Origin of the sequence: Priestia aryabhattai, from assembly GCF_023715685.1 — a bacterium.
Lineage (GTDB): Bacteria > Bacillota > Bacilli > Bacillales > Bacillaceae_H > Priestia > Priestia aryabhattai_B.
On the sequence record NZ_JAMBOQ010000002.1, the window covers coordinates 198,433 to 224,820 of the forward strand.

A 26,388-nucleotide genomic window follows, 5' to 3' on the forward strand; every position below is an offset into this window, starting at 1 on the left:
CGCCTATATTTTAAAAAAGATAAGCTCTAAATCAAAAAATGAACATATGATGTGGCAAAGAAAAGGAGTTGAAGAAACATGCATCAAGGACAGCAACATTATATTCCATGGGAACAATGGCATCATCAGCATCCGCACGGCACGTGGAATCAATGGCATCAGCAACATCCCCATGTACCTTGGGAGCAGTGGCACAAACAGTATCCGCACGGCACATGGAATCAATGGCATCAGCAACATCCATACACACCTTGGAATCAGTGGCATCAGCAGTATCCACACGGCACGTGGAATCAGTGGCACCAGCAACATCCATATGTGCCTTGGAATCAATGGCACCAGCAGCATCCACACAGTTCGTGGAATCAATGGCATAACATTTATCATCAAGGCTAATCAGTTTTTCACCATAGAAGGTCCAGTTCTCCTCGGGGAATGGACCTTTTGTGTGTAGACGGCGAATGGAGCAGCAATCTTATTTTTCAGCATGATATATTACACCCAATGGTTCATTAGAATGGCAAGCTTTGTTTCCTTTATAGGGGAGGGGATACATAAAATAAAGCAGGTTAAGGAGAAACATTTGCGATCTCTAAGCTGTATAAAATGCACTAGTTCGTAGTAAAGCATCCATATAGATAAGTAAAATTAAATATAGTTTCTCTGCTTGACAAGCGACTATAATGGATCTTACATTTATTATCAAGCTTTTTCCTATTGGGTGGGTCATTTATTTCCGGTTTGGTCGGATCCGTCATTAATTATCCGATGCTGTTATATATTCCTTCATTAGTAGGAGTAGGAGCATTAACGGCTCATCAAGTCTCAGGTGCAGGAGCTATTCAAGTATTCTTTGCAACAATCAGCGGCGTATGGGCGTATCAAATATAAGAAAGCTATGGGTTCCCATAGCTTTCTTATATTACTTCATCACTTTCCACAAACGTTTCAAGCGCAGGATGAAATTCTTTTTGAAAGTTGTTAGACGGAAGATCGATTTTTAAATGTTACCAAGTTTTTTTAGCTTACGCTGATACGCAAAGTAAGGAAGTCCTGGAAATACTAGAAGTACCGTTGAAATTATCAATAAAATATCGCTTATCGTACCTACTGCTTCAGGAAACCAGCCGTACAAGCTCATAACGTCAAAAAGCAGAAGAAACACCATGACGGCGAGAATAGATAGGGCTGCTTTGCCTACCGAATGCTTTTCTCTTTTGTATCTGTCAATAACGGTTTCTACATCGGAATAGATAGGTTTTGTTCCCTCGGGTGCGCTGAAAATATGCATGGCATGGCCTGCTGAACAAACGTGCTGCCATCCAGCTTCTTGAAAAAGCATAAAATATTCATCATCTGCATTTTCCTGAAAATCCAGTGAATATTGAAGATCTTGAGGCGTTCCTTTTTTTAATGTATACCCTAAAAACGCAAAACGGTCTAAAAGCCATCCTTTTTTAGCGTAGTCGCTAAGCTTTTGTAAATCTTCTTTCTCTGCAAAGGCAGTCCCACCACTCATTATGTATTTTTTCTTTTTCATTTATAAACCTCCTAAAATATCTTCAGCGTGTTTAATCATTTCTTTACGGCGCTGAATTTCTTTTTTTAAAAACTGAATTCCTTTTTCCGTTGCAACATACGTTTTTTTTTTGTCTTTGCTTTCGCCAAAAAGCGTAATTAATTCAGCTGCAAGAAGCTTTTTAATCGTGGTGTACATAGATGCAGGCCCAATAGAAAACTGTTGATTGGTCATATCTTCAATGGTTTTCATAATAAGATACCCGTGTTTTGCCTCTACAAGAGATAATAAGATGTAGTAGGACGTATCAGTAAGTTCCCCCATCTCTAATGAATCGTTCCGCGGCATATTCAACCTCCTTATATCATTAAACGATATATCGTTAATTAATATATATCATTTAATGATATAAGTAGTCAATAAAAAATGTTAAATTTTAGAATTGAGATTACGTCATGAAACTACTTAAAGAGTATAAAAGGGAAGGATTTTATAGAATAGTTTAGTGAGATAAATATATTTGTATAAAAAATTAAGAATTTGTAGAATTTATTGTTTATTTATTTGATTTTTATGTTATCCTTTTTAACATACATCAAATACAAGGCCATAATTATCGTACGACCTTTGATTTGTATTACAAATAGTGAATGAGAAAAATATGTACAGAAAGGAGAAAATGACATAAAGAAGAAATGAAGAGTCAGAGAGCAGGAGCTAGTTGTCTGTTAAAAAGGCACCTTGCGGGAGGGGGGGAACTGCCTGATCTCATAGAGAAAAGCATCCGCTCCGATTTTTCTGACTATTCACATAATTTCTTTTAGCATTGAAAGATTGAGTCTCCATAAAAAAGTTTAAAATCTAAAAAAGGAATGATTATCAATGAAAGATAAATTTGCCCAACGAGCTAGTCTTGTAAAATCCTCTGAAACTCGCGAAATTTTAAAAGTAACGGAACGACCAGAAGTCATTTCGTTTGCAGGAGGACTTCCAGCGCCGGAATTATTTCCTGTTGAAGCAATGAATGATGCGTGCCGCGCTGTATTAAATGAAGATGGAGCCGCTTCGCTTCAATACAGTACAACAGAAGGGTACATTCCTTTAAGAGAAGCAATCTCTAAACGAATGCAGCATATCGGCATCGAATCCACTGTTCCTAACATCTTGATTACTTCCGGATCTCAGCAGGCAATCGACCTTACGGGAAGACTGTTTCTTAATGAGGGAGACGTTGTAATCTGTGAAAGCCCAACGTACCTAGCAGCCATTAACGTATTCAAATCTTACAATGCGACTTTTGTAGAAGTAGACATGGACGAAGACGGAATGATCATGGAGGAGTTAGAGAAAAAGCTTCAAGAAAATCCCCATGCTAAATTCATCTATACGATTCCAGATTTTCAAAACCCTACAGGCCGCACATTAACGCGAGAAAGACGTCAACGAATGATTGAGCTTGCGAACGCCTACGATGTGCTGATTGTAGAAGATAATCCATACGGAGGCGTACGATTTGCAGGAGAAATGCTGCCGCCGGTTAAACATTTTGATACAGAAGGCAGAGTTATTTACATCAGCACATTCTCTAAAATTTTTGCACCAGGTCTTCGAATCGGCTGGGTGTGTGCGGATGAATCCTTCATTGATAAGTACGTGGCGTTTAAGCAAGTGGCTGATTTACATACGGACAGCTTTGCTCAGCGCGTAACGGCTAAGTACATGGAGCTTTATGATATCGAAGAGCACATTCAAAAAATTAAAGCCGTATACAAAGAGCGATGTACACAAATGTTATCGTGCATCGAAGAATTTTTCCCGGAAAATTTGTCTTACAGTAAGCCAGAAGGCGGATTGTTTATTTGGGTAGAGCTGCCTGAAGGAATCGATTCAGCACATATCTTTTCAGAATGTCTAAAAAATAACGTAGCCTGTGTGCCTGGAACGCCATTCTTTCCGAACGGCACAAGAAACAATGCGCTGCGCTTGAATTATTCTAATATGTCTACTGAACAAATCATTGAAGGCATGAAGCGTATGGGAGAGGTATTGCATCGTGAACTGGCAAGAGAAACGACTGTTTTATAAAAGGCATGGAAAAACCAAATAAAGCGATTTTATTAATTCATGAAATATACGGTGTGAACGACCATATGAAGTTTATGAAACAGAAATTGTCTAAGTTAGAGGCAGATATTATCTGCCCTAACTTATTATCTAAAGACATTCCTTATAGCTATGAAGAAGAAGCAATTGCTTATCAAAACTTTGTTCAAAACATTGGTATGGATGAGGGTTCAAGACAAATTAATAACATGTTAATTCAACTAAAACAAGAATATAAAAGAGTAGGGATCATGGGATTCAGTGTAGGAGCCACAATATCGTGGCTATGCAGTGAAAACAATTTGTGTGACTTTGTGATTGGCTGTTACGGATCGCGTATTAGGGATTATATAAATAGACATCCCGTTTGTCCGACTCTTCTTATTTTTCCTACTGAAGAGCAAACGTTTGATGTAGACTGTTTAATAAACTCATTAAAGCAAAAAAGAGAGCCGCTTTTGGAAATTAAAAAGTTTCATGGATTTCATGGTTTTATCAATCCTTTTTCACAAACCTTTAATAAAGAATCAGCGGACCAAGCCTTACAAACAATAAGTGATTTTCTCGAAAAACACTTAGCTGATCACTAGCTATATATGCTGAAAGTGATCCCTTACAATAATCAGAAACTGACCCTTTTTCGATACGTATACATGTATTAACATTTCCTTTAGACGTATCGAAAAGGAGCGAGGTTATGCTAAAGTCAGTTGAACTTGTAGGAACAACAGTAAAGCTAGTACCACTTGAAAAAATGCATGAACAAGGATTATATGAAGCTGCAAAACCGAAAGAAATTTGGGAGCACCTCCCTGTCAAAGTTCATAGTCTAAGTGATATTGAACAGCTGATAGAAAGTGCTTTAACAGCCAAGCAAGAAGGAAAAGAGCTGCCTTTTGCTGTATTTGATGTAGAATCAAATTCGATTATAGGAAGCACGAGATTTTTAGATATATCACTTCCCAACAAAAGCTTAGAAATAGGGTGGACGTGGTATCATCCATCCGTTTGGCGCACGCGAGTCAATACGGAGTGTAAGTATTTATTATTAAAATACTGTTTTGAAGAGCTGAAGTTTCACCGCGTTCAATTTAAAACGGATGTAAGAAACAAACGGTCCAGAGCTGCTATTAAACGCTTGGGTGCCACTCAAGAAGGCATCAGCAGAAAACATATGGTTCTATCTGACGGATACGTACGAGATTCGGTTATATTTAGTATAATTGATGACGAATGGCCGTTTGTAAATAAACGATTAGAAGGTTTTTTGCTCGTAGCCAGTGAGGCGAACAAAGCGAATGTAAGCAATTAATTGCATTTAACGATAAAAGGCACAAGCTACAGCTTGTGCCTTTTATCGTTAAAGAGCTTCTTTAATAATTTTTTTATAGTAAAGAACGGATAAAATACCAAAGATAGAGTACAGAGCAGTATAGACAATCATCACGATGATCATAGGCATCCAAAGTTCAGTTCCAAACAAGAACCAGCCGGATTGCACGGCGAAATAACTGTGAAGCAAGCCTATGACTAACGGAATACCGAAGTTAAAGACTTGTTTTATTTTAATTCCTTTTAGTAAGTCATTTTCGGTAAAGCCGAGTTTTCTAAGAATCGTATAGTTTGGCTTTTCATCTTCACTTTCGTCCATTTGTTTAAAATAAAGAATGCAGCCTGATGTGATTAAAAATGCTAGTCCTAGAAAACCAACAATGAACATGATTAGACCCATATTTTGTTTTTGGCTTACTGTCATTTCTATACGCGAGTCATTTAAACTATTATCGCTAAACTTCATTTCTCCGAAAAGCTGATTTGCTTTTGCTAAGTCATCTTCTTTTGATATGTCTATTCCAGTATAGACAGAAGATTCTTTTTGAATAGAAGGATCCGCATCCTTTTTAAGCTCATTAAATACGTGATCATCTACAATCGCAGTAGGCAAACCGCCGCCTGTAAAATAAATAGATAGGAGAAACTTTCGATTTAATCCTACATACTTTTGCTGAATTACTTTTTGTTTTCCTTTTAACTCAATACGCCCTGAATCTTTAAATGCCATTGTCTTTTGAAGCATATTATTATAGCCGGTAAACAAAGTTTCGTTTTGAGCTAGGTTTACGCCATTAACTGATTTTTCACTGATCACCGGAATTGTCATAGCGGACGAGTCCACCATGGGACTTTCCAAATCATTTTCTAAGATGTTTTTTACGTTTGCTTCTACTTGGACGACGTCGATCTTTTTTTCCGTATACGTTATTTTCTTTCTATCCAGCGCGGCTTTAAAAGAAGCAGCGTCTTTTGGATTATTGATAGCAAAATCGTTAGGTACATAATCTCCAGCCGACTTTTCAGCAGAGTAATAGGAAATGTAGCTCAAGCACAAAAAACCAATGGCAAGAGCGGATACGGTTGTAATAACCGTTAGTAATAACGCGTTCGATTTCATTCGAAACATAATTGAAGAAAGAGATAATACGTCGTTAATCGTCAAATAGCCATTTTTGCTTTTCCGCATGAGATTTAATAAAAAACGAACGGAGCCTTTGTAAAATAAGTAGGTCCCTATAATGACTGAAGCTAAAATAGATACCATTGCGATTGCTAAAGCATTCATGCTGGTAAAAGAGCCGTCAAATAATTTGGCGGAAATGTAATAGCCTGAAGCGATAAAGGTAATGCCGAGAATCCCAATAATAATTTCAGCTATACTGATTTTTTTCGTTTTTCCTTCTGTTGATGACGTGACTCGGAATAAAGCCAAAATGGTCTGTCTTTTAATAAAAAGATAGTTCATCGTCATAATAAGCAAATAGATAACGCCGAACACGATAAGCGTTTGAATAAGAGCTTCTTCAGAAAAATGAAGCTTGGCAATGCCTTTTGTATCGGTGATTTTAAACAAAATCATAATGACGGCTTTTGAAAACGAAAACCCAATTAAAATCCCGACAATCAGTGAGCCAAAATACAGCATAAAATTTTCAGCCGTCAAAATACGGAAAATTCTTGTTTTAGTCATGCCAATTAGCTGAAATAAGCCAATTTCTTTACTGCGCCGTTTAATAAAAATTGAGTTTGCATATAAAAGAAAGATAGAAACAATGGCTACAAGTAAAACAGAAGCAGCTTTAACGCCTGCGCCTCCTTTAATAGAACCTTTGGCTTCATCAAGAGCAGGATCATACTGAAGCGTTACAAAGGCAAAATATAAAGCCGCGCTGAACACTAGTGCAAAAACGTATAAATAATAGTTTTTTAAATTCTTTTTTAAGTTGCGAAAAATCAGCTGATTAATGTTCATGCTGAACTCCGCCTAGCACGCCTTGGGTTTTCATAATATCTTCAAAAAAGTCTTTTCGCGTTTGGTCGCCTTTGTACAGCTGCGTATAAATTTGTCCATCTTTTATAAAAATGACTTTGCTGCAATAGCTGGCTGCAACTGGGTCATGCGTTACCATAACAATGCTTGCGTTTCTTTTATCATTAAGTTCAGTCAGTTTATGTAATAAATCACTTGCGGCTTTTGAGTCGAGAGCACCGGTTGGTTCATCAGCAAAAATCATGCTTGGCTCATGAATAAAGGCTCTGGCAGCGGAAGTACGCTGTTTTTGTCCGCCAGAAATTTCACTTGGATATTTGTCTTTCAGCTCATAGATGCCAAGCTGTTTGGCTAGCGTGTCAAATTTCTTATGAGCTACTGCTGAAGGAGTTTTCGCAACAGAAAGAGGCAAGAGAATATTTTCTTTTACTGTAAGCGTGTCGAGTAAGTTATAGTCTTGAAAGATAAAGCCCAAATGTGTTTTTCGGAAGTTCGCTAATTGCTTTTCTTTCATTCTGCTAATTTCATTTCCTTCGATTTTGATGATTCCGCCGTTGATTTTATCAATCGAGGAAAGGACGTTAAGAAGCGTCGTTTTACCTGAGCCTGAAGCGCCCATAATTCCTACAAATTCTCCTTTCATAATGGTAATATCTACGCCTTTTAATACTTCTTGTCTATTAAATTTATTTCCATAGCTTTTATGAATATTAGTAGCTTCTAATATGTTCATATGTATTCACTCCTTTAATCTGATACGTTTATTATAAAAAAAGGGCTTTAGCTTTTCCTTTGATTCACCGAACAAATAACGAAAGCATGTGACATTTTTGTCACATGCTTTTCATATCCGCAAAATCATTTGATTTAGGAAAGGCAAGTGTAAACGTTGTGCCTTCGCTAAGAGCAGACTGCACGCCAATGTGAATAGAAAGAGCGTGCGCAGCTTTTTGAGCCAGATACAAGCCCATACCTGTAGCACGGCTGTCTTCATGCTGTGTAGTTGATGTAAAGCCTTTATCAAAAATGCGCGGCATATCTTGAGGAGAGATTCCGCGTCCGCTATCTTTTACCTCTATGTAGACTTGACCGTGCTGCTCGTAGCTTCTAATCATCACGTCAGATTCTTCACTGTACTTTACTGCGTTTGTTAACAGCTGTCTCATAATAAACGCAAGCCATTTTGAGTCACTCAGTACACGTTCTGTTTGTAGGTCTAAATCAAAGCCGATATTTTTTCTCATACACCAAGCTTGCAGTGTTTTGATCTCGGTAAAGATGAGTGGCTCTAACTCCACGTGTTCAATATACATATCATTTTCGATAAAGAAAATGCGCTTTTGATGCAGCTGTTGATCAAGCAAAAAGTGAATGCGTAGCCATTCAAACGTCAAATTTGCTTTTAATTCTTGATTTTCTAAGCGTTCAATCATTAAATGCATCGCAGTTAATGGCGTTTTAATTTCGTGAATCCAAGCTAACAGTTCATCTTTTTCCTGCGTCACGTACAGCTGTGTTTGCATCGCATCTTTTTTAGCTTGTTCTAATTGATGCATCAAGTTTCGCTGAACAATCTTTTCAAAAGGACGCAGCGGATGAGAAAGAGTAGAAGAATCAAAGAAATCCTCCTCATCTTTTAGTTTTTGGTAAAATTTCGTTTCTTTCTGATAGCGAAAGACGAAAAAAATAAGAAAAATAATCCATGATAAAAACACGATATAGAGAATAGAAGACAAGGGGATAGATTCATCAATATAAGCGATAAAAAGCATAAAAAGATGAATCGTAAAAAAGAAAAGTATCCAGCTTATACGCTCTCGGATAAAGGTTTTAATCATAGCGTTCCTCTTCAATTGCTACGTAGCCTTGACCAACTTTTGTTTCAATAAAGGTTCCCAGTCCAATTTCATCCAATTTTTTTCTCAGGCGATTGACGTTTACAGTCAGCGTATTATCACTGATAAAACGTTTATCTTCCCACAAACTATTAATCAGTTCATCCCGGCTTACAATCGTATTCTTTTTATGGATTAAGCATTTTAAAATAAAAATTTCGTTTTTGGTTAAATCGATAGTTGCAGATTTGTTTGATACTTTATTTTTTTCGTAATCAATCGTAGCTCCTTGCCATGAAAGAAGGCTTACTTGTTCAACGCTGTAATTATACACACGGCGGAGAAGGGCCTGTATTTTTGCTACAAGCACATCAAAATGAAACGGCTTTTGCACAAAGTCGTCAGCTCCAAATTGCATAGACATCACCATATCCGAGGGATGATCACGTGAAGATAGAAAGATAATAGGGATTTTTGAGTGAGAGCGAATCATTCTGCACCAGTGAAATCCGTCATACTTAGGCAGTTGGATATCCATAATCACTAAATCAGGTTTTGCCTCACTAAACTCCTGCATAACATTACTGAAATCACAAATTCCATAGACTTCATAAGACCATTGCTCCAACCGCTCTTTCAGTTCATTAAACAGCGTTACATCATCTTCAATTAAAAGAAGTTTAAACAATAACACGTACCACGCTTTCTGTTTTTATACTAATTCTATAGTAATATCCTTTTATTTACCATATGTGATAGTAGATTCAACGGTGTTCTTTTTAAAATGTGAAAGAATAGCTCTCTACAAGCATAGTTTATAAATATATACTGACCTCTAGTGAGAAAAGGAGAGCTGTTATGAAAGCAATGGTGTGTACAAAGTATGGTAAACCAGATGTTCTTCAGCTTAAAGAAGTAGAAAAGCCTGCTCCAAAAGAGAATGAAATACTTGTGAAGATCCATGCAACCACGGTCACATCAGGCGACTGCAGAGTAAGGAGCTTTAATAGTCCACTATTATTGTGGCTTCCTATGCGAATGGTTTTAGGGTTACAAAAGCCTAGAAAACCGATACTAGGAGTAGAACTGGCTGGAGAAGTAGAGGAAGTCGGAAAGAAAGTAATACAGTTCAAAAAAGGTGATCAGCTTTTTGCGATGACAGGCATGAAGTTCGGAGGATATGCGGAATATATCTGCTTACCAGAAAAAGGGACAATAGCCATAAAGCCAGAGAATGTAACATATGAAGAAGCCGCTTCAATTTCTTTTGGCGGCACAACGGCTTTGCATTTTTTTAGAAAAGGAAAAATGCAACCAGGGCAAAAAGTACTTATCTATGGCGCTTCAGGTGCCGTAGGAACTGCCGCTGTACAGCTTGCTAGCTATTACGGAGCCGAAGTGACAGGCGTGTGCAGTGCTGAAAATAGCGAACTAGTAAAGTCTTTAGGAGCAGATCACGTCATCAATTATAAAAACGAAGATTTTACTAAAAGAAAAGAAAGGTACGATCTTATTTTTGATGCCGTTGGAAAACTCACAAAAAACCACTGCAAAGAAGCGTTAGCTCTAAATGGACGGTTTGTTTCGGTCGAAGGGCAAGGAATTGCCAAAGTTCAGACGGAAGATTTATTTTTTCTTAAAAAGCTGATGGAAGAAGGCCAGATCAAATCAGTGATTGATAGACGCTACTCTTTAGAACAAGTTCCAGCAGCTCATGAATATGTAGAAACCGGACATAAAATAGGGAATGTAGTTGTTACGTTAAAAAATTAAAAAAGAGAATCCCTATAAAAGATTCTCTTTTTTTACGATGTTAAATTTTACTCTCCGCCTTTAATCCAAAGTTCAAGCGGAAGTCCTACAAGGTTCTTTCCAATCCATTCTCTGGCGATATTATTAGAAGGGCCCATAGCAATGCCCGCTCTGGCATCTCGGAACAAGCGTTCAATAGGGCCTTTTTTATAGCCGTATCCACCGCTTACATCCAAGGCAATTCTTGTCGCTTTGTTGGCTACTTCTGAAGCATGAACTTTAAATTCAGTCAACGGGAGAGTAAGAACACCTTGTGCTTTTTGTTCAGCTTGTAAAATATCAAGCTGTTCTGCCAAGTCAATTTGCCATGGTTTTGTGCTTTCAATGAGCACTTTTGCTTCGGCAATCTGCTGGCGAATGACTTGATAGTCGCTAAGCTGGTTATTAAAATCACGGTGAATTGTTCGCGTTGCATGGTTAACCGCAAGCTCTAACGCATGTTCCGCTACTCCAAGCCAAGCAGAACCAAGGCCAATTAAATAAATAGGGGAAACGCCGTTTAAGACGATTTCTTTCCCTGTTTCTTCACTGCCTAGAAGATCTTCTTTTGGCACGTGTACATTTTTATAAGAAATCGGACCGCTGTGATTACCGCGAACGCCCAGCGCTTCCCATGGACTTGCAGTAATGCCGTCTGATTTTCCGTCTACAATAAAAAAGCTAATATCCGTAGCGTCTTGTGCTTCAGGACTGCGTGTTTGAACGATATAAAAATCAGCTTGCCCGGCGCTTGTAGTAAATGATTTGTCAGCATTAACTACATAACCTTCGTCATTTCGCTGCGCTTGACTGAAGTTGTACCACCAGTGTCCTCCTGAGGCTTTTTCACTTGTAGAATACGTACCAATTAGCCCTTGATCAATTGGTTTTAACCAGCGTGTCTTTTGATCATCGTTTCCGTACAGCGTAATGGTCTGAATCGCTCCGACATGCATTACGTAAACTAAAGCAGTAGAAGCACAAGCTTTTGCAATTTCTTCAGCTACAATCGCAAAAGCCACGTGATCAAGCTCTAAGCCGCTGTATGCTTTTGGTACAAGAATGTTTCCCCAGCCTGCTTTAATAAGCGCTTCTAAATTTTCTCGTGGAAAAGCGCCTTCTTCATCTGTACGGGCTGCATTAGGCTGAATGACTTCATCTACGAGAGAAGCAATTTTCTCGCGGATGGACGCGTAATAAGCACGCGTAGATTGATTGTATACAGGACGTGCAGAAACTTCGATTGACATAACATACCTCCAAAGATTTTAATGTTCATTGCGATAAACTATTTACAATGCGCCCGCTTTTTCTTTTAGTTCCTGTTCTTTTTGTCTTACAAGCGGAATAATGGTTTCGCCAAACGTCTTAATTTCTTCTTCATAATGTAAAAAGCCTGTCAAAATAATATCCACACCAATTTTTTTCAGTTCAATAATTTGATTGGCGACTTGTTCGACTGTGCCGATAAGCCCAGTTCGGAAGCCATCATTGTACTGAACTAAGTTTTCAAATGAAGAGTTTGCCCACATGCCTTCACCTTGAGGAGAAGCTTTGCCCGCAAATTTTACTTGGCTTTCAAATCCTTCAACGGCTTCTTTATCTGCTTGTAGAACAATTTCTTTTAGCACTTGTTTTGCTTCTTCTTCGGTTTCACGGACAATAACAAACCCGTTTACGCCAAATTGAATATCACGGCCGTTTGCGTGTGCTTTTACATCTTCAATTTGGTTTTTTAAGTTTTCAATCGAATTGCCGTTCATGAAATAGACGTCTGATACCCGGCCTGCCATTTCACGCGCCGCTTTAGAGTTTCCTCCTTGAAATACTTTTGGCGGCTGAAGGGGCTTTGGTTTTAACGGTGCGTCATTTAGTCGGTAAAAGTCCCCTTTGAACGTAGTCGTTTCGTTTTTCCATAGTTCTCGGAGCACGTTAATAAATTCTTCAGAACGGCGGTAGCGCTCATCATGCTCTAGCCATGGTTCACCGTAGCCGTTAAATTCGCCTTTAAACCAGCCGCTTACAACGTTCACAGAGACGCGTCCGCTGCTGATATGATCAATAGTCGAAATGATTTTAGCGAATACGCCCGGATGCCATAACCCCGGAAGAACCGCTGTAATAATGTTGATTGTTTTAGTAGTGGCCACCAAAGCAGAAGCAAGAGTCGCAGCTTCTAGTTGATTTTCAGCTCCGTAGCTTGCAAAAAACCTAGTTTGCAACAGAACATAATCAAAGCCTACTTGCTCAGCAATTTGTGCGTACCGGCTGTTTGCTTCAAAGGACCACTCTGTTTTTTGAGGAATGTTGGAAATGACAAGGCCTCCGCTTACATTCGGAGCCCAATAAGCAAATTGCAAACTCATATGTAACGCCTCCTTAGTTAAGTAATGAAAATAAATAAGCTGGGTAAAGCATTCACCTCCTTATACGCCAAGGGCTCTTATCCTGCTTCAAGTTGAAGAGAAGATAAGAGCCTTCAGTAGCCTGACAGGCAGTATGGATGCTGAATGTACATATAGTTATATCACCGGTTATTCCGATAGTCAAAATGAGTTTTAAGAAATTTAAAAAGAATGAAATTGTAATTAAGTTTAACTAAAGAAGTAAGAGGTACATCCATTTCAACTAAAAACAAACTTGACTTATAGGAATAGTGAGTATACTATTCAGATATGCTAAATAAATGAGAAGTAAACAGCTATTTTCTCTAAATAAATAGCCGTTTAAAAACGATCGACCAGACGACTGGAGATGCTTTGAACAATCAGAGCATCTCTTTTTTTATTTGTAGTAAAAAGGAGGAAGCATACATTGAGTGAAAAAAGAAAGCTAAAGCTAGGAGCAAATATTAAAGGACTTGGAAATACGACGGATGGATGGAGACATCCGGACGTAGAACCTGATGCGAGCATTAATATTGAGTTTTACAAGAAACAAGCGCGTATATTGGAAAAAGGACTGTTCAGCTTTGTCTTTATTGCGGATGGATTAGCGATATCTGAAAAGTCCATTCCTCATTTTTTAAATCGTTTTGAGCCAATTACGCTTTTATCAGCTCTCGCTGCTTCTACGAATCGCATTGGGTTAGTTGGGACAGTTTCAACAAGTTTCAGTGAGCCTTTTACAATCGCTCGTCAGCTGATGTCTCTTGATCATATCAGCGGAGGGCGAGCGGGATGGAACTTAGTTACTTCTCCACAAGAAGGGGCAGCGCGCAATCACAGTAGAGGATATCTTCCTCTTCACAGCGAACGATACGAAATTGCAAAGGAGCATCTCGATGTAGTAAAAGGGCTGTGGGATTCGTGGGAAGATGATGCTTTTACCTATCAAAAAGAAACCGGTCAGTTTTTTGATCCAAAGAAAATGCATACTCTTGGATTTAAAGGCAAGCATTTTCAAGTTCAAGGACCGTTAAATATTGCTCGTTCAAAGCAAGGACATCCAGTTGTGTTTCAAGCTGGTTCATCAGAAAGAGGAAGACAATTCGGAGCGGAAAATGCTGATGCAATTTACACAAATGCAAATACACTAGAAGAAGCACAGGCATTCTATCAAGATATGAAAAATAGAGCAAGAAATCACGGCAGAACCCCTGAAGAACTTCTCATTTTTCCAAGTATTGATTTAATTATAGGAGATAGCGAGGAAGATGTAGAAAGAAGATATCAAGAGCTTGCCGCTTTAATTCCAATTGATCATGCCATTACATATTTAGCTCGTTTTTTTGATGATTATGACTTTCATCAATTTGACGTAGACGCACCGTTTCCAGAGTTAGGAGATATCGGAGCAAATGCGTTTCAAAGCACTACGAATAAAATTAAACAAACGGCGGCTACTCGGAAGTTAACGTTAAGACAAGTGGCCATTGAGTCGATTTTACCTCGTTCACCGTTTTCAGGAACGCCGGAGCACGTAGCTGATGAAATGCAAAAATGGCATGAGCATGAAGCAGCGGATGGATTTGTGCTTCGCCCGTTTATGAGCGATACGTTTCATCAGTTTGTGGAAAAAGTTGTGCCTATCTTGCAAGAGCGAGGACTTTACGATACTTCGTATGAAAGCAGTAAGCTACGCGGAAATTTAAATCTTTCCGTTCCAGCTAATCGATATAGTCAAACAAAGGAGGAGTTAGTTTATGACAGTCAAATCAATCAGTGAATACAGCGTAACAGAAAGCTTAAAGAAGCAAGTAATTGAGTGGAGAAGACATTTTCATCGCTATCCAGAATTATCGTTTCAAGAACACCGAACGGCTCAGTTTGTCGAAGATACGCTTCGTTCGTTTGGAAGCTTTATCATTAAGCGTCCCACACCAACAAGCGTGGTGGCTAGATTAATAGGAAAAGAGCAGGGAAAAGTAGTTGCGATTCGAGCGGATATGGACGCGTTGCCAATTGAAGAAGAAAATACGTTTGCGTTTGCTTCGGGTAACAAAGGCGTGATGCATGCATGCGGACATGACGGTCACACGGCTATTTTGTTAGGAGTAGCCTCTGTTCTTTCTCAGTTAGGAAATGAATTTAAAGGAGAAATTCGCTTGATTTTTCAACACGCAGAAGAACTGTTGCCTGGAGGAGCGCAGGAGCTTGTCAAAAAAGGCGTAATGGAAGATGTGGATTACGTGATTGGCACGCATCTGAATTCTGGTCTTCCGGTTGGAGAAATCGGGGTGCTTGCAGGTCCCATGATGGCTTCACCTGATACGTTTAACATATCGATTAAAGGAAAAGGAGGGCACGCCGCAGCGCCTCATGAAGCAGTTGATGCCATTGTTGTAGGAGCGCAAATTGTTACGAATCTCCAAACAATTGTTTCAAGAACGACTAATCCCATAGATAAATTAGTCGTATCGGTTACACAATTCCACGGAGGAACTACGCACAACGTACTTCCTGATAAAGTGGAGCTTAACGGTACCGTCCGCAGCTTTGACGCAGCGCTGCGAGAAAAAGTTCCGGCACAAATTGACCGAATTGTAAAAGGACTAACCGAAGCTTACGGTGCAGAGTACACTTTTACGTATGAAAAAGGCTATCATCCCGTCATTAATTCTGAAAAAATTACGCGTTTAATTGAAGAAACAGCCATTGAAGTATATGGAAAAGAACGTGTTAAAACGCTGTCTCCTAAAATGGGAGGAGAAGATTTTTCAGCTTACTTGCAGGAAACGGAAGGAGCTTTTTTTAACATCGGAGCGCGAAATGAAGAACAGGGAATTGTATACCCTCATCATCATCCGAAATTTACGGTAGATGAAGCTTCGCTTGAAGTCGGAGTAAATATATTTTTGCGCGTCACAGAAAAGCTATTGGCGCGTTAAAAAAAAGAACAAGAACCAAGCTGGTTCTTGTTCTTTTTTATGAAATCTTACTTCGTATCTTTATAATTCGTCGCAAATCCTGCTGCAATTAAACCAATTAGACCCAGCAATCCCACAATAACGGTTATGACCATTATGCTCACCTCAATCGCTCTTAATAATGCGCTCTCATTTGTTGAACTTTACCATGAGTCTTCATATGAAAGAAGCTTTTCTTTTAAAGGCTCTAGCTTCTTGAATTTTTTATCATAGCTTTGCCGTTTTAACATGTCATTGGTTATTGCCAGTGCATCTTCTTTACGTCCTGCATACAAGTAGGCTTCAATGACTTCGTCGAACCCTTCTGAGTAAGGAAATTTTTCGTATGTTGCTAGTTTAAATGATGCATCGTAGTGTTTCGTTGCTTCTTCATATTGCTTTAGTTTTAAAAGCATACGCCCGTTTGCTAAATGTAAATCAGCTCGTTCTAAATCGGTAAGGGTATGGAGTTGAATCCCTTGGTTGCGTACATCAAGCGCATCTTCATATCGCTTTTTTTCTTCTAGCTCAAACGCTCTCTCATAAAAATGGCCAAACTTCGTTAACGGTCTTTTTGATTTATAGATTTTATAAATGCCGTATAGGACCAAAAGCAGTAACCAAAGCAACTCGTTCAACTCTCTTTCTTCTATTTATGTATAATATTTATAATAAAGTAAATAAAACTCAATTAATAGATTTAATGAAAGAAAGACATTTGGAGGTATACGATGGTCATCAACCAGCGGATTTACCATGTGAAAGGACTTCAGTACATCATTCGCTCAGCTTCCATTAGCGATGCAGATGAATTGTCTTATCTGAGAATTCAACTAGATGGAAAAACGGAATACTTAGATCGTGAACCAGGAGAAGGGTATATGGATAAAGCGGAGTTTGAAAAGCTTATTCAACGTGACACGGAAAGTAAACGAAACTTATTTTTAGTAGCGGTTGTACATAATCGAATTGTCGGATTTTCAAGGTGCGAAGGTAATGAGTTGAAACGATTTGCCCATAAAGTAGAGTTTGGTGTATGCGTCGTAAAAGAATGTTGGGGATATGGCATCGGCAAAGGCTTTTTGCAGCAGTCCATATTGTGGGCAGATGATGTAGGTATGAAGAAAATGACGCTGAATGTGTTAGAAACCAATAAAAAAGCAATTGGTTTATATGAGAAGTTCGGGTTTGAAGTAGAAGGAGTATTAAAAAATGACAAGCTGCTGTCGGACGGCAAGTACTATAACACGGTGGTGATGGGGCGCTTTGCATAGCCTTTTACGAGTACTTATTTTATCTATCTTTAAATAAAAAAACACCTTCAAGCATACTATACTTGAAGGTGTTTTGCGTGTCGTCTGTTTTATTAGAATGATGGTTAGTGATAGACCTCACTTTTTTCACTAAAGCTTTTGTTGCTTTCAAATCCTTGTTCTTCTTCTTTTTCGACATCTGTGCCAATAGGCTCCCACTTAATAAGAACCGTTGCAATCAGTCCAATAATGGGAACGATTGTAAGGACTAGAAACGTCGTATAGATCCCGCCAATTGAAAGTACAACCGGGAATAAGTAAAAACCTAAAATACTGCCGATACGCGTTGTTCCTTGCCCCCAGCCAGAGCCTAGCCCTCGCAGTTCAGTCGGGTAAGAAAGAGTGGCCATTGTCATCCCTTGCGCTCCAGGGCCAAAAGATTGACCAAAAATAAATAAAGCAATACATAAAATAGGCAGCGCAATAAAATGAGTATCGCCTGTAAGCCCCATCAGGACTAAGCTTAAAGAGCAAATGATATAGCCTGTAATTGCAAGCTTTCTTATGCCGACTTGTTCAGTTAGTCGCGATTGTGTAAAGCCACCAATAATCCCAAATAAATTAAAGAAAAGAGTACCGATAATTGCATAAATCATTCCTTTGCCAAAAATAAGTGTGGAAATGGTTGGGATATAGAAGCCCACTGCAAAGTACTGCATACTTTGAGTAGCTGTAATGATGGAAGCTAAAAATGTTCGAGCCCGATACTTCCCTTGGAAAATAGCTTTATAAGACAGTTTTTTTGAACGAGATAAAGGTTCTTCTTTTGTATTTTTAGCTACCGTGACTTGTATGTCATAGGTTTTCTCTAACACCTTGACAGCTTCTTTAAGCGGAAGATGATGAGCGGCCCACATCGGACTTTCATCCATATAGCGGTAGCGCAAAATTAACACGATTAGTGCAGCAACAGCTCCAAATCCTACCGACCAGCGCCAAATGTCTTCATGCTGCCCCAGCAGATAAAAAGGAAGAACAACAAGTCCAGTAACAGTTGCGGCCACGTACCACAGTGGACACCATAAGTTCACGTATTGGCCTTTTTTCTTTAAATTACTGAACTCAGCAATAAAGCTGAGCGCTACCGGAACATCTAACCCTACACCTACGCCCATTAAAAACCGAAAGATAAATAACCAAACTAAATCAGTCGCTAAAGCAGCGCCAAGAGCTGCGAACACCATAAAAAATAAATCAATTAAAAACATTTTGTTGCGGCCGAATTTGTCGGTGTAATATCCTCCTACAGTAGCTCCTAACAAAGCGCCAAAGGCCATAATAGCTGTAAGGCTTCCAAGACCCGCAGGAGAAAGGTTAAATTGTTCCTTTAATTGATCAGCTCCAATCCCGAGACTGGTAAAGTCATAGGCGTCGACAAAAATGCCTCCTAAAGCTACCAAAATGATTTTCCAGCTTTTAGACGTAACTGGATTTGAATTGACAAAGTTGATAATATCTTGACGCGATTGAATCACATGTGTATTACTGCTTCCCATTTCTTAACCTCCAATCTGCATGTAACGAATGTTAAAAAGGACAATCGCCAATAATAGCCGCGCGCTCAGCTTTTCGGCTATGTGGATAATAATCCGATACAGCATAATGCTGTGTTGCACGGTTATCCCAAAAGGCAATTGAATTTGCTTCCCAACGAAACCGTACTTGGTATTCTGGAACATGAGCTTGCCTAAACAAATATTGAAGTAACTGTTCGCCTTCAGAATGTTCTAGACCTACAATATGAGTAGTAAAGGGTGAATTGACAAAAAGCGTTTTACGACCTGTTTCAGGATGAGTACGTACAATAGGATGTTCAACCGCTGGAAACTCTCGTTGAAAAGCCTCAAGTTCATCTGGTTGTAATAAATGAGCAAAAGAAGGAGTGAAATCATGAATAGCCTTCAAATGTTCAATTTGTTTTTTTATGGACTCAGGTAAGTTGTCATATGCTGCAGCCATATCTGCCCAAAGCGTATCGCCGCCCACAGGAGGCACCTCAATCAATCGAAGTACTGAAGCTTTAGCAGGGTTTTCGCGGAATGTGACGTCTGCATGCCAAACATTTTCAGAGCCTCCCTGTTTCTGATTTCTAGAGAATTGTACAATTTCTTTCGCTTGCTTTTGTGAAGCAGGTTTGTAAAAAGGGTGTACTTCAAGATCCCCCCATAGTTTCGCAAAAGCAAGATGCTGTTCGCTTGTAATTGCTTGATTGCGAAAAAAAAGCACTTTCCATTCTAAAAAAGCCCGATTTAATTCTTCTTGCACTTCTTTTGCAAGAGGCTTGGATAAATCTAGACCTTCGATTTCAGCACCGATGATCGGTGTGAGGGGCTTGATGGAAAAGAAAGTATATGGTTTTTCTTCAACACCATTTGGCAACCGTTTTAACAAACGAGGACCTTCTTTTACCTCGCGATTAGGAAACTGAAGAGGCCGTGGATAACTAGAAAGATTATTAGACACTGTGTTCATCTCCTTATGTTTGTTCTCTTATCTTTGAAATGAAAAACTGCCGTAGCTCCATGAACTTTTCGTGATATTGAAAAGTTCCTTCTTCGTAACGTTCCGACTGTAATGGATTTTGCGTATCTAAGATGACTCTTCCGGGCTTTGGGTGCATCACAATGATTCGAGTTGCAAGTTTGAGAGCTTCTTCTACATCATGAGTAATAAAAAAGATGCACTTTTTTGTTTGGTTCCAAATTGTTAATAAATGTTTCTGCATCGCTTCCCGCGTTAGCGCATCAAGAGCACTAAAAGGCTCATCCATTAAAATAACTTTAGGGTCTGTCGCGAGTGTTCGAGCAATGGCTGCTCGCTGCTTCATTCCTCCTGACAACTGATGGGGAAGTTTTTTAGAAGCAGACGTTAGATCAACCAGCTGCAGGTAATTCGCAACAAGCTGTTTACGTTCTTCTTTGGTGACTTTTTGCATCTTCAATCCAAATTCAATGTTTTTTTCAATAGTCAGCCAAGGAAATAGATTAGGATGCTGAAAAACAACGCCAACGCCTGGATTAGGCTTGGTCTGTTCATCTCCATGAATCATGACTGTACCTGTTGTAGGCTGTTGAAAGCCTGCTAGAATATTTAAAAGTGAAGATTTGCCACATCCGGATGGTCCTAATACACAAACAAGCTCATGTTCATATAAAGAGAGATTAATATTTTGTAAGATGAGATGCTCACGTTTTGTTTGAGCATAAGCGAAAGCAACGCTTTTTACATCGACGACTTTGGGCTTATGAACACGTTTAGGTCTTTCTTCAACAGCAACACTAGTTTTCAAATGTATCACTCCTTTTGACCGAGAAAGCATCCCTCGACTGACAGCAAGAGATACTTCCCGCTACTATTTAGAAAAATTGTTTAGCAGTGCTTGTTGATACGTTTTTAAATCGGGAGAAGAAGGAATATCTTTTTGAGCTTCTAGAAAATCTCCTGTATCTTTTAACACATGCGCCAATTTGCCATTAGATTGAAAGTATGCTTTTTGATCTGATTTATTTAGCCAGGTTAGCTGTTGCATCGTTTTTAAGCTTTGTTTTGGTGTTAAGTTCAGTTCTTTAGCCAATAATTCTGCAGATTTTTCTGGATTTTTGTGATAATAATTAACAGATTCATTTAAGATAGAAATATATCCTTTCACAATATTTGGATATTTTCTGGCGAAATCCTTATGAACAATTCCGAATTCTCCTGTAATGCTTCCTTGCTTGGCTACTTCTTTGGATGAAATCAACACATTTCCGTCAGCATGAATTAAATTTGTTTGCAGAGGCTGCCATACATACGCACCGTCAATATCACCGCGATTCCAAGCGGCTAAAATATCGGGAGACTGCATGTCTAATAGTGTGATATTTTCTTTTTTAAGATCAATGTTTTTGTTTTTTAACGCACTTAGTAAGCTGTAGTGGGCCGTTGAACTAAAAGTAGTGGCGATTTTTTTGCCTTTTAAATCATGTAAAGATTTTATTCCCGCATCTTTTTTTACTACTAAGGCCTCGCTTTCGCCGATAATATCATGTAAATAATACACTTTGTAAGGAAGTTTATTAGCCACTCCTATTGCACCAGGAGGTGTTCCAACGAGTCCAAAGTCAATGCTTCCTCCCGAAATGGCATTGTTGATATCCCGGCCTGACTCAAATTTAATCCAATTAATTTGAGTGTCTGGATATTTCTTTTCCAATGAGCCGCGGGCTTTTGCTACCAACTCTCCATTCGGTGAAGCTTGATAGCCTAAACGTATTTCTTTGGGTACATCATTTTCAGAACTAGATGTAGTGCTCGAACAGCCGGAAACGACTACTATAAAGCATAATAATAAACCAAGTATTCCTTTTTTCATCGATGTTCCTCCTAAGTAAGCTCTATTTTCCAACCCATGAAAAGGCTAAGCGTTGGTAAAAGCGAATAATGCTATCGATAAATATAGCGATCAGACCCATGATAATAATGCCCACAAAGACAATATCACTTCGCATATATTTGCTTGCATCAAGTACCATCCAGCCAATTCCTGAAGTAGCTGCAACCATTTCAGCAGCGACTAACGTTGCATATGTGATTCCAATGGACGTGCGCAACCCTGTCACAATGTCAGGCAGAGCAGATGGAAGAATAATGTGAACAAATACGCTAAACTTTGATGCACCTAATGTTAGTGCACCGTTAATTCGGTCCTGCGGCACGCGCTGTACGCTTGCAACTGTTGCGATAAACAGTGGAGCGAAGGCACTTAAAAACAGTAGTGCTACTTTAGATCCTTCATCAATTCCTAACCATAAAACAAGAAGTGCATAGTAAGCTAGGGGAGGAAGCGGGCGGTAAAACTCAATGATCGGATCAAAAATTGCTAATATGTATTTAGAATAGCCGCATACAATTCCCAGTGGAATAGCTGTAAACAAAGCGAGCAGTAAGGCTGTAAATAGCCGGTACAAGCTTGCAGATAAGTGAGTCACAAGAGATGTACCCTTATACCCTTCTACTACTAAACTAATAAATGAATGCCAAACGCTTTGAGGCGTAGGTAGAAAAATCGGATCTACCCATTTAAGTGTACTTAAAAGCGTCCAGAGCAAGAGGACCATAAGTACACTCAAAAAAGATACTCCTTTTACTTTAAATGATTTAGTTGCAAGCCCTGCGTTTTTCACTTTATCCCTCCTTTTAAAGTTTTGCTAAACGAAAAAGACTCTCATCTATTGAAAAGAATGAGAGCCTCCAGTTGTCTGGTCGGTATTTTTAAAATCCTATGTGTTTAGTGAGATTAATTTACCAAAAAATTCATAGAGTTGTCAATAAGAGATACGAACAATCGAAATAAATTCTAAGAATAACATACTCATTGACAATCATAGCATAAACTTTTAATATATAATTAAACAAATTGAATTACTTGGTATTTTGATGCTGTACGAAAAAACGCGCCTACTAGGCAACTGGAGGCCAGACCATTGTGTTGAAACAAATGGACTGGTCTCCTTTTTATATTGAAAGGCTGTTATGGAAGCGATGAATTCTGGAACGGAATAGTTGGTATAGATTTAGCAATGAGCAAAATAGTCGAGTGGATAATAAGTATTTTCTTAATAAGGTTTTTGAGAGCGCAAACATTTTAAGAGGGGGACCCGTATATGACTGCCGACTTTCATTTTCATACAGATGTATTAATTATTGGAGGAGGCCCTGCTGGTGCATGGGCAGCTCTGCAAGCAGTTAAAGAAGGTGCAAAAGCTGTGCTTGTCGATAAAGGATACTGCGGAACGAGCGGAGCAACTGCGCCTTCTGGTACAGGAGTTTGGTATGTAAAGCCTACTTCTGATGAACAGATGACAGCGATGAAAAGCAGGGAAGAGCTGGGGGGATATTTAGCTGAAAGAAGTTGGATGAAACGAGTGCTTGATTGTACGTTTGAACAAGTAAATGAATTAGCTCATTTCGGCTATCCGTTTCCAGTAGATGAAAAAGGGATTTCTCAGCGAACGACGCTTCAAGGGCCTGAATATATGAGGTTAATGCGGCGTCAGCTTCAAAAAGCAGGCGTTCAGATTTTGGACCATAGCCCTGCACTGGAGCTTCTTGCAGATGAACACGGTGTGGCAGGCGCTTGCGGAATCAATAATCAAACGAAAGAAACATGGAGAGCGGATGCTGCTGCAGTTGTGATAGCAACGGGAGGCTGTGCATTTCTGAGCGGGGCACTCGGTACAAATGTTTTAACAGGGGACGGTTACTTATTAGCTACAGAAGCAGGTGCTTCGCTTTCAGGTATGGAGTTTTCGAATGCTTATTCGATTGCGCCAGCTTTTTCTCCAATCACGAAATCCGCATTTTACAAATGGGCTACATTTTATTATGAAGACGGTACAGTGATTGAAGGAGCCGGTTCTCATAAAGGGCGTTCCATCATTGCCAGAACGTTAATGACCCAGCCGGTTTATGCAAGGCTTGACAAAGCGGAGGAAAGTATTCAAAAAGCAATGCGCTTATCACAGCCAAATTTCTTTTTATCCTTTGATCGTCTTCATATGAATCCTTTTACTCAAATGTTTCCAATTACCCTGCGTTTTGAAGGAACCGTTAGAGGAACAGGAGGTATTCACATTACAGACGAAACGTGTAGAACCGACATCCCTGGGTTGTATGCAGCTGGAGATGCTGCAACGCGCGAATTAATCTGCGGAGGATTTACGGGAGGAGGCAGCCATAATGCAGCATGGGCTATCTCTTCAGGCTGTTGGTCAGGAAAAGCAGCGGCAATATTTGCTGTTAAGCAAGGAAGGAATGCCGCAAGTCGACATGCAAAAGGCTTATCAGAAGCGTCAGGAATCACCAAGTCAGTAGCTTCTTCTGATTCAGCAGAGACAAAGGAAATGATAGCATCGATTCAACGCGAAGTCTTTCCATATGATCGAAACTGGTTCCGTTCAGAAGCAAGACTGCAAGATTCCCTTATGAGGTTAAATGCCGTGTGGAATGAGTTGAAGAATGGAGTGTATGATAAAGAAAGAAATATCGTGAGAAGTCGAGAGCTTGCGGCAATGACGGCAACGGCGCGATGGATGTATACGAGTGCATTAGAAAGAAAAGAAACGCGAGGAATGCACCGGCGTGACGATTTTCCATTTATGGATTCCAAGCAACACTACCGTATTCTAAGCGGAGGCGTGCAGGAAGTCTGGGCGAGACCCTTAGGTACAAAGTCTTCTAACCACGTAAAGGGGGTTATTTAATGATCGAGCTCCTTAGTGAAGACCGGTGTATTAACTGCAATCTTTGTGTATCTGTTTGTCCAACAAATGTCTTTGACCGCTCTCGAATGGGAGGCGCTCCTTCCATAGCTCGTCAATCCGATTGTCAAACTTGCTTTATGTGTGAACTGTACTGTCCGGTAGATGCTTTATATGTGACTCCTTTAGCTGAACAAACTGTTGAAGTAAATGAACAGCATGTAATTAATCAGCAGCTGGTCGGAAGTTACCGAGAAGCTGTAGGCTGGGGAAAAGGAAGGAAATCCACCGCTTCTTCTGATCAGTCGCATATCATCTTAAATAGGAAATAGAAAAAAAGAGCGGGCAAAGCCGCTCTTTTTCGTTTACTTTTGCGTTTCGCGAACCCATTTGACAATATCATTAATTACATAAGAAGGAATGTTGGCTGAAACAGCATATTCAGCAGGCGTGCTTTTTTCACCGGTTCCTTCTGTGAAAAAGTGGTTGAGCTTTGGATAAAGTTTAAAAAAAGTGTCGGAACGCTGAGACAAACTTTGCTTCCAACCTGAAAAATCTTCGGTCGTTACTTGATAATCACGCGCTCCTTGTAAAAGAAGCAGCGGCGTATGCTGAGATTTTGCGACTTCCGCGGGATGCCAGTGAGTTAAGTCATACCAAAAATAAGGAGTTCCAAGCAGGAATTCTTTTGGCGGCTGAGCTGGCGAAAAGCTTGGGTCTTGTAAAATGGCAAACTGCTGCTGGAAAAAAGCAAGCTGCTCTTTCGGAAGCTGATTCAGTGATACCAAATAGGCAGATTGTTCAAGCATTAACTCTGGGAGTGTGCGGCTCGGTGCAGCAAGTAAAACAGAACCGCGCACGCTTTTATCCGGCGTTTGATTTAGAATTCTGGGCATCATCATGCCGCCTTGACTGTGTCCCAGTAAAAAAATATTGCGGCTGCTAATGCCTTTTTGTTTCGCCATTGCTTTTACTGCGAGTACGGCATCATCCGTTGTTTCATCGTTGACGCTTATCTCACTTTCACCGGACATTTTAGCTGTATGTTCGTATGTACGCTTGTTGTAGCGTAAAACGGCGATTCCTTGAGAAGCCAGTCCTAAAGCCAGATCTCGAAAAGGCTTTAAGCTCATAAATGTTTCATCTTGATCAGAAGAACCTGATCCGTGAACTAAAATGACAACGGGTACATTTTGATGCTTTGAACGTGTTGGAAGAGTGAGCGTTGCTGGAAGTTCGTAAGGTGCTTTGCCGATTGAAAGCTGTTTTTCTGTGTAATTCTTAGGGGTGTCATAAGGTGGTGTGGAAAACGAAAAATGGCGCTCATCCGGTACGATTCGCCAATCATCAATTTGACGGTTTTGACTAAATCGAACGGTTAAAGTAGCTGATACGTGTTCAAATTCAATTGGAATTTCTATATTTCGATGAACGGTATTGACCTCACCTTGTACAGATGTACCAATCTTTTTTACAGCACCAAACTGAGCCGTTAGAGATGTCCACCACGTTTTTATGTTGTCTTCACTCATGTTGGATTGCAGGCTGCGGGAAAAGTGGCGCTTTGCTTCTCTTGGTTTTCCGTTAGCTACATTCGTTAAAAATGCATCTGCCCGTTTGTATTCAACTTTTGCTGAGTGATGAGCAGCATTCGCCCCTGTTTCAGCTTGACCATGTGAAGTGGAAACAGGGAGTACTTGAAGCCCGAGTGCTAAAGAAACAGCGAGTGGAAGGGCAGCTTTTACTTTTTTCATACATCATCCTCCTTGGCAATTCTTGTACTCTATCAGTATACCAATTTTAGGTAAAAGTAGTAATGGCATTCGGAGATAAAAAGAAAGCCGATGCGTTATAAATATGGTGAAATTAAGAAGTTAAATTATTTAGAAAATTAAAATAAATTTAGGGATTTGA

Annotated in this window: 25 protein-coding genes and 1 pseudogene; 11 read left to right on the forward strand and 15 right to left on the reverse strand. The window is 39.5% G+C overall.

Features of this window, described 5'->3' with window-relative positions; genetic code table 11:
* The first annotated feature begins 78 nt into the window (after positions 1–78).
* Both M3225_RS07640 and M3225_RS07645 read left to right on the forward strand, forming a co-directional pair.
* Positions 79–396 carry a hypothetical protein gene (locus tag M3225_RS07640; protein WP_251392218.1) on the forward strand — a complete coding sequence of 106 codons (318 nt, stop codon included), beginning with the start codon at positions 79–81 and terminating at the stop codon, positions 394–396.
* Positions 397–683: 287 nt separating this feature from the next.
* Positions 684–885, forward strand: a pseudogene (locus M3225_RS07645) (sulfite exporter TauE/SafE family protein); the annotation flags it as partial.
* A gap of 115 nt (positions 886–1,000) precedes the next feature.
* Here the strand turns inward: M3225_RS07645 and M3225_RS07650 are convergent.
* Positions 1,001–1,540: a DUF2812 domain-containing protein gene (locus M3225_RS07650; RefSeq protein WP_251392220.1), complete on the reverse strand. Its 540-nt coding sequence runs from the start codon at positions 1,538–1,540 to the stop codon at positions 1,001–1,003.
* Positions 1,541–1,867, reverse strand: a complete 327-nt coding sequence (locus tag M3225_RS07655) for a PadR family transcriptional regulator (RefSeq protein WP_251392222.1) — start codon at positions 1,865–1,867, stop codon at positions 1,541–1,543.
* 534 nt (positions 1,868–2,401) lie between these two features.
* Between M3225_RS07655 and M3225_RS07660 the strand changes: the two genes are divergently transcribed.
* The 3 genes from M3225_RS07660 to M3225_RS07670 all read left to right on the forward strand — a co-directional run bounded on the left by M3225_RS07660 (position 2,402) and on the right by M3225_RS07670 (position 4,934).
* A complete protein-coding gene (locus tag M3225_RS07660) occupies positions 2,402–3,604 on the forward strand; it encodes an aminotransferase-like domain-containing protein (protein WP_251392230.1) in 1,203 nt (400 codons plus the stop codon).
* 5 nt (positions 3,605–3,609) lie between these two features.
* Positions 3,610–4,212 carry a dienelactone hydrolase family protein gene (locus M3225_RS07665; RefSeq protein WP_251392231.1) on the forward strand — a complete coding sequence of 201 codons (603 nt, stop codon included), beginning with the start codon at positions 3,610–3,612 and terminating at the stop codon, positions 4,210–4,212.
* Between the two features lie 107 nt (positions 4,213–4,319).
* Complete coding sequence (locus M3225_RS07670) at positions 4,320–4,934, forward strand: GNAT family N-acetyltransferase (RefSeq protein ID WP_251392232.1); 615 nt, start codon at positions 4,320–4,322, stop codon at positions 4,932–4,934.
* A 48-nt stretch (positions 4,935–4,982) separates the two neighbouring features.
* Here the strand turns inward: M3225_RS07670 and M3225_RS07675 are convergent, their stop codons facing one another.
* The 4 genes from M3225_RS07675 to M3225_RS07690 form a co-directional block, all read right to left on the reverse strand.
* Positions 4,983–6,929 (reverse strand): ABC transporter permease, encoded by a 1,947-nt coding sequence (locus M3225_RS07675; protein ID WP_251392233.1) that lies wholly within the window; start codon positions 6,927–6,929, stop codon positions 4,983–4,985.
* Positions 6,919–7,680 (reverse strand): ABC transporter ATP-binding protein, encoded by a 762-nt coding sequence (locus tag M3225_RS07680; RefSeq protein ID WP_251392234.1) that lies wholly within the window; start codon positions 7,678–7,680, stop codon positions 6,919–6,921. The genes M3225_RS07675 and M3225_RS07680 overlap by 11 nt, the downstream gene beginning before the upstream one ends.
* Before the next feature lie 100 nt (positions 7,681–7,780).
* Positions 7,781–8,785, reverse strand: coding sequence for a sensor histidine kinase (locus M3225_RS07685; RefSeq protein WP_251392235.1), 1,005 nt, complete (start codon positions 8,783–8,785; stop codon positions 7,781–7,783).
* On the reverse strand, positions 8,778–9,470 hold the full coding sequence (locus M3225_RS07690) for a response regulator transcription factor (RefSeq protein ID WP_251394356.1): 693 nt from the start codon (positions 9,468–9,470) through the stop codon (positions 8,778–8,780). Before M3225_RS07690 ends, M3225_RS07685 begins: the two co-directional genes overlap by 8 nt.
* Before the next feature lie 170 nt (positions 9,471–9,640).
* Between M3225_RS07690 and M3225_RS07695 the strand changes: the two genes are divergently transcribed.
* Positions 9,641–10,555: an NAD(P)-dependent alcohol dehydrogenase gene (locus tag M3225_RS07695; RefSeq protein ID WP_251392237.1), complete on the forward strand. Its 915-nt coding sequence runs from the start codon at positions 9,641–9,643 to the stop codon at positions 10,553–10,555.
* Positions 10,556–10,602: 47 nt separating this feature from the next.
* Here M3225_RS07695 and M3225_RS07700 read toward each other — a convergent pair whose 3' ends face one another.
* A complete protein-coding gene (locus tag M3225_RS07700) occupies positions 10,603–11,823 on the reverse strand; it encodes an acyl-CoA dehydrogenase family protein (protein ID WP_251392239.1) in 1,221 nt (406 codons plus the stop codon).
* 42 nt (positions 11,824–11,865) lie between these two features.
* Positions 11,866–12,939, reverse strand: a complete 1,074-nt coding sequence (gene sfnG, locus M3225_RS07705) for a dimethylsulfone monooxygenase SfnG (protein ID WP_251392241.1) — start codon at positions 12,937–12,939, stop codon at positions 11,866–11,868.
* A 448-nt stretch (positions 12,940–13,387) separates the two neighbouring features.
* Between sfnG and M3225_RS07710 the strand changes: the two genes are divergently transcribed.
* Positions 13,388–14,740 carry an LLM class flavin-dependent oxidoreductase gene (locus M3225_RS07710; RefSeq protein ID WP_251392243.1) on the forward strand — a complete coding sequence of 451 codons (1,353 nt, stop codon included), beginning with the start codon at positions 13,388–13,390 and terminating at the stop codon, positions 14,738–14,740.
* Positions 14,718–15,902 carry a M20 family metallopeptidase gene (locus M3225_RS07715; RefSeq protein WP_251392245.1) on the forward strand — a complete coding sequence of 395 codons (1,185 nt, stop codon included), beginning with the start codon at positions 14,718–14,720 and terminating at the stop codon, positions 15,900–15,902. Before M3225_RS07710 ends, M3225_RS07715 begins: the two co-directional genes overlap by 23 nt.
* Positions 15,903–16,084: 182 nt before the next feature.
* Here the strand turns inward: M3225_RS07715 and M3225_RS07720 are convergent, their stop codons facing one another.
* Positions 16,085–16,558 (reverse strand): hypothetical protein, encoded by a 474-nt coding sequence (locus M3225_RS07720; protein WP_251392247.1) that lies wholly within the window; start codon positions 16,556–16,558, stop codon positions 16,085–16,087.
* 93 nt (positions 16,559–16,651) lie between these two features.
* Between M3225_RS07720 and M3225_RS07725 the strand changes: the two genes are divergently transcribed.
* Positions 16,652–17,194 carry a GNAT family N-acetyltransferase gene (locus tag M3225_RS07725; protein WP_251392249.1) on the forward strand — a complete coding sequence of 181 codons (543 nt, stop codon included), beginning with the start codon at positions 16,652–16,654 and terminating at the stop codon, positions 17,192–17,194.
* Positions 17,195–17,298: 104 nt separating this feature from the next.
* Here M3225_RS07725 and M3225_RS07730 read toward each other — a convergent pair whose 3' ends face one another.
* From M3225_RS07730 to M3225_RS07750, 5 genes are read right to left on the reverse strand one after another with little or no spacing between them, the layout of a single operon-like run.
* Complete coding sequence (locus M3225_RS07730; protein WP_251392251.1) at positions 17,299–18,729, reverse strand: MFS transporter; 1,431 nt, start codon at positions 18,727–18,729, stop codon at positions 17,299–17,301.
* Between the two features lie 31 nt (positions 18,730–18,760).
* Entirely contained in the window at positions 18,761–19,696 is a 936-nt protein-coding gene (locus tag M3225_RS07735) for a TauD/TfdA dioxygenase family protein (protein WP_251392253.1), read from the reverse strand.
* Positions 19,697–19,709: 13 nt separating this feature from the next.
* Complete coding sequence (locus M3225_RS07740) at positions 19,710–20,531, reverse strand: ABC transporter ATP-binding protein (RefSeq protein WP_374109815.1); 822 nt, start codon at positions 20,529–20,531, stop codon at positions 19,710–19,712.
* A gap of 54 nt (positions 20,532–20,585) precedes the next feature.
* Positions 20,586–21,587, reverse strand: coding sequence for a taurine ABC transporter substrate-binding protein (locus M3225_RS07745; RefSeq protein WP_251392257.1), 1,002 nt, complete (start codon positions 21,585–21,587; stop codon positions 20,586–20,588).
* Between the two features lie 22 nt (positions 21,588–21,609).
* Positions 21,610–22,398: an ABC transporter permease subunit gene (locus M3225_RS07750; protein ID WP_251392258.1), complete on the reverse strand. Its 789-nt coding sequence runs from the start codon at positions 22,396–22,398 to the stop codon at positions 21,610–21,612.
* Positions 22,399–22,878: 480 nt separating this feature from the next.
* Between M3225_RS07750 and M3225_RS07755 the strand changes: the two genes are divergently transcribed.
* Positions 22,879–24,477, forward strand: coding sequence for an FAD-dependent oxidoreductase (locus tag M3225_RS07755; protein WP_251392259.1), 1,599 nt, complete (start codon positions 22,879–22,881; stop codon positions 24,475–24,477).
* A complete protein-coding gene (locus M3225_RS07760) occupies positions 24,477–24,806 on the forward strand; it encodes a 4Fe-4S dicluster domain-containing protein (RefSeq protein WP_251392261.1) in 330 nt (109 codons plus the stop codon). Before M3225_RS07755 ends, M3225_RS07760 begins: the two co-directional genes overlap by 1 nt.
* A gap of 33 nt (positions 24,807–24,839) precedes the next feature.
* Here M3225_RS07760 and M3225_RS07765 read toward each other — a convergent pair whose 3' ends face one another.
* A complete protein-coding gene (locus M3225_RS07765) occupies positions 24,840–26,228 on the reverse strand; it encodes an alpha/beta fold hydrolase (protein ID WP_251392263.1) in 1,389 nt (462 codons plus the stop codon).
* Positions 26,229–26,388: the final 160 nt, after the last annotated feature.

Excerpts from the sequence above, each read along its gene's own strand:
- M3225_RS07660 (WP_251392230.1), top strand. The coding sequence starts at position 2,402 with ATGAAAGATAAATTTGCCCAACGAGCTAGTCTTGTAAAATCCTCTGAA.
- M3225_RS07760 (WP_251392261.1), top strand. The coding sequence starts at position 24,477 with ATGATCGAGCTCCTTAGTGAAGACCGGTGTATTAACTGCAATCTTTGT.
- M3225_RS07665 (WP_251392231.1), top strand. The coding sequence starts at position 3,610 with ATGGAAAAACCAAATAAAGCGATTTTATTAATTCATGAAATATACGGT.
- M3225_RS07745 (WP_251392257.1), bottom strand. The coding sequence starts at position 21,587 with ATGAAAAAAGGAATACTTGGTTTATTATTATGCTTTATAGTAGTCGTT.
- M3225_RS07680 (WP_251392234.1), bottom strand. The coding sequence starts at position 7,680 with ATGAACATATTAGAAGCTACTAATATTCATAAAAGCTATGGAAATAAA.
- M3225_RS07640 (WP_251392218.1), top strand. The coding sequence starts at position 79 with ATGCATCAAGGACAGCAACATTATATTCCATGGGAACAATGGCATCAT.
- M3225_RS07695 (WP_251392237.1), top strand. The coding sequence starts at position 9,641 with ATGAAAGCAATGGTGTGTACAAAGTATGGTAAACCAGATGTTCTTCAG.
- M3225_RS07670 (WP_251392232.1), top strand. The coding sequence starts at position 4,320 with ATGCTAAAGTCAGTTGAACTTGTAGGAACAACAGTAAAGCTAGTACCA.
- M3225_RS07755 (WP_251392259.1), top strand. The coding sequence starts at position 22,879 with ATGACTGCCGACTTTCATTTTCATACAGATGTATTAATTATTGGAGGA.
- sfnG (WP_251392241.1), bottom strand. The coding sequence starts at position 12,939 with ATGAGTTTGCAATTTGCTTATTGGGCTCCGAATGTAAGCGGAGGCCTT.
- M3225_RS07700 (WP_251392239.1), bottom strand. The coding sequence starts at position 11,823 with ATGTCAATCGAAGTTTCTGCACGTCCTGTATACAATCAATCTACGCGT.
- M3225_RS07725 (WP_251392249.1), top strand. The coding sequence starts at position 16,652 with ATGGTCATCAACCAGCGGATTTACCATGTGAAAGGACTTCAGTACATC.
- M3225_RS07730 (WP_251392251.1), bottom strand. The coding sequence starts at position 18,729 with ATGGGAAGCAGTAATACACATGTGATTCAATCGCGTCAAGATATTATC.
- M3225_RS07650 (WP_251392220.1), bottom strand. The coding sequence starts at position 1,540 with ATGAAAAAGAAAAAATACATAATGAGTGGTGGGACTGCCTTTGCAGAG.
- M3225_RS07715 (WP_251392245.1), top strand. The coding sequence starts at position 14,718 with ATGACAGTCAAATCAATCAGTGAATACAGCGTAACAGAAAGCTTAAAG.
- M3225_RS07675 (WP_251392233.1), bottom strand. The coding sequence starts at position 6,929 with ATGAACATTAATCAGCTGATTTTTCGCAACTTAAAAAAGAATTTAAAA.
- M3225_RS07655 (WP_251392222.1), bottom strand. The coding sequence starts at position 1,867 with ATGCCGCGGAACGATTCATTAGAGATGGGGGAACTTACTGATACGTCC.
- M3225_RS07685 (WP_251392235.1), bottom strand. The coding sequence starts at position 8,785 with ATGATTAAAACCTTTATCCGAGAGCGTATAAGCTGGATACTTTTCTTT.
- M3225_RS07765 (WP_251392263.1), bottom strand. The coding sequence starts at position 26,228 with ATGAAAAAAGTAAAAGCTGCCCTTCCACTCGCTGTTTCTTTAGCACTC.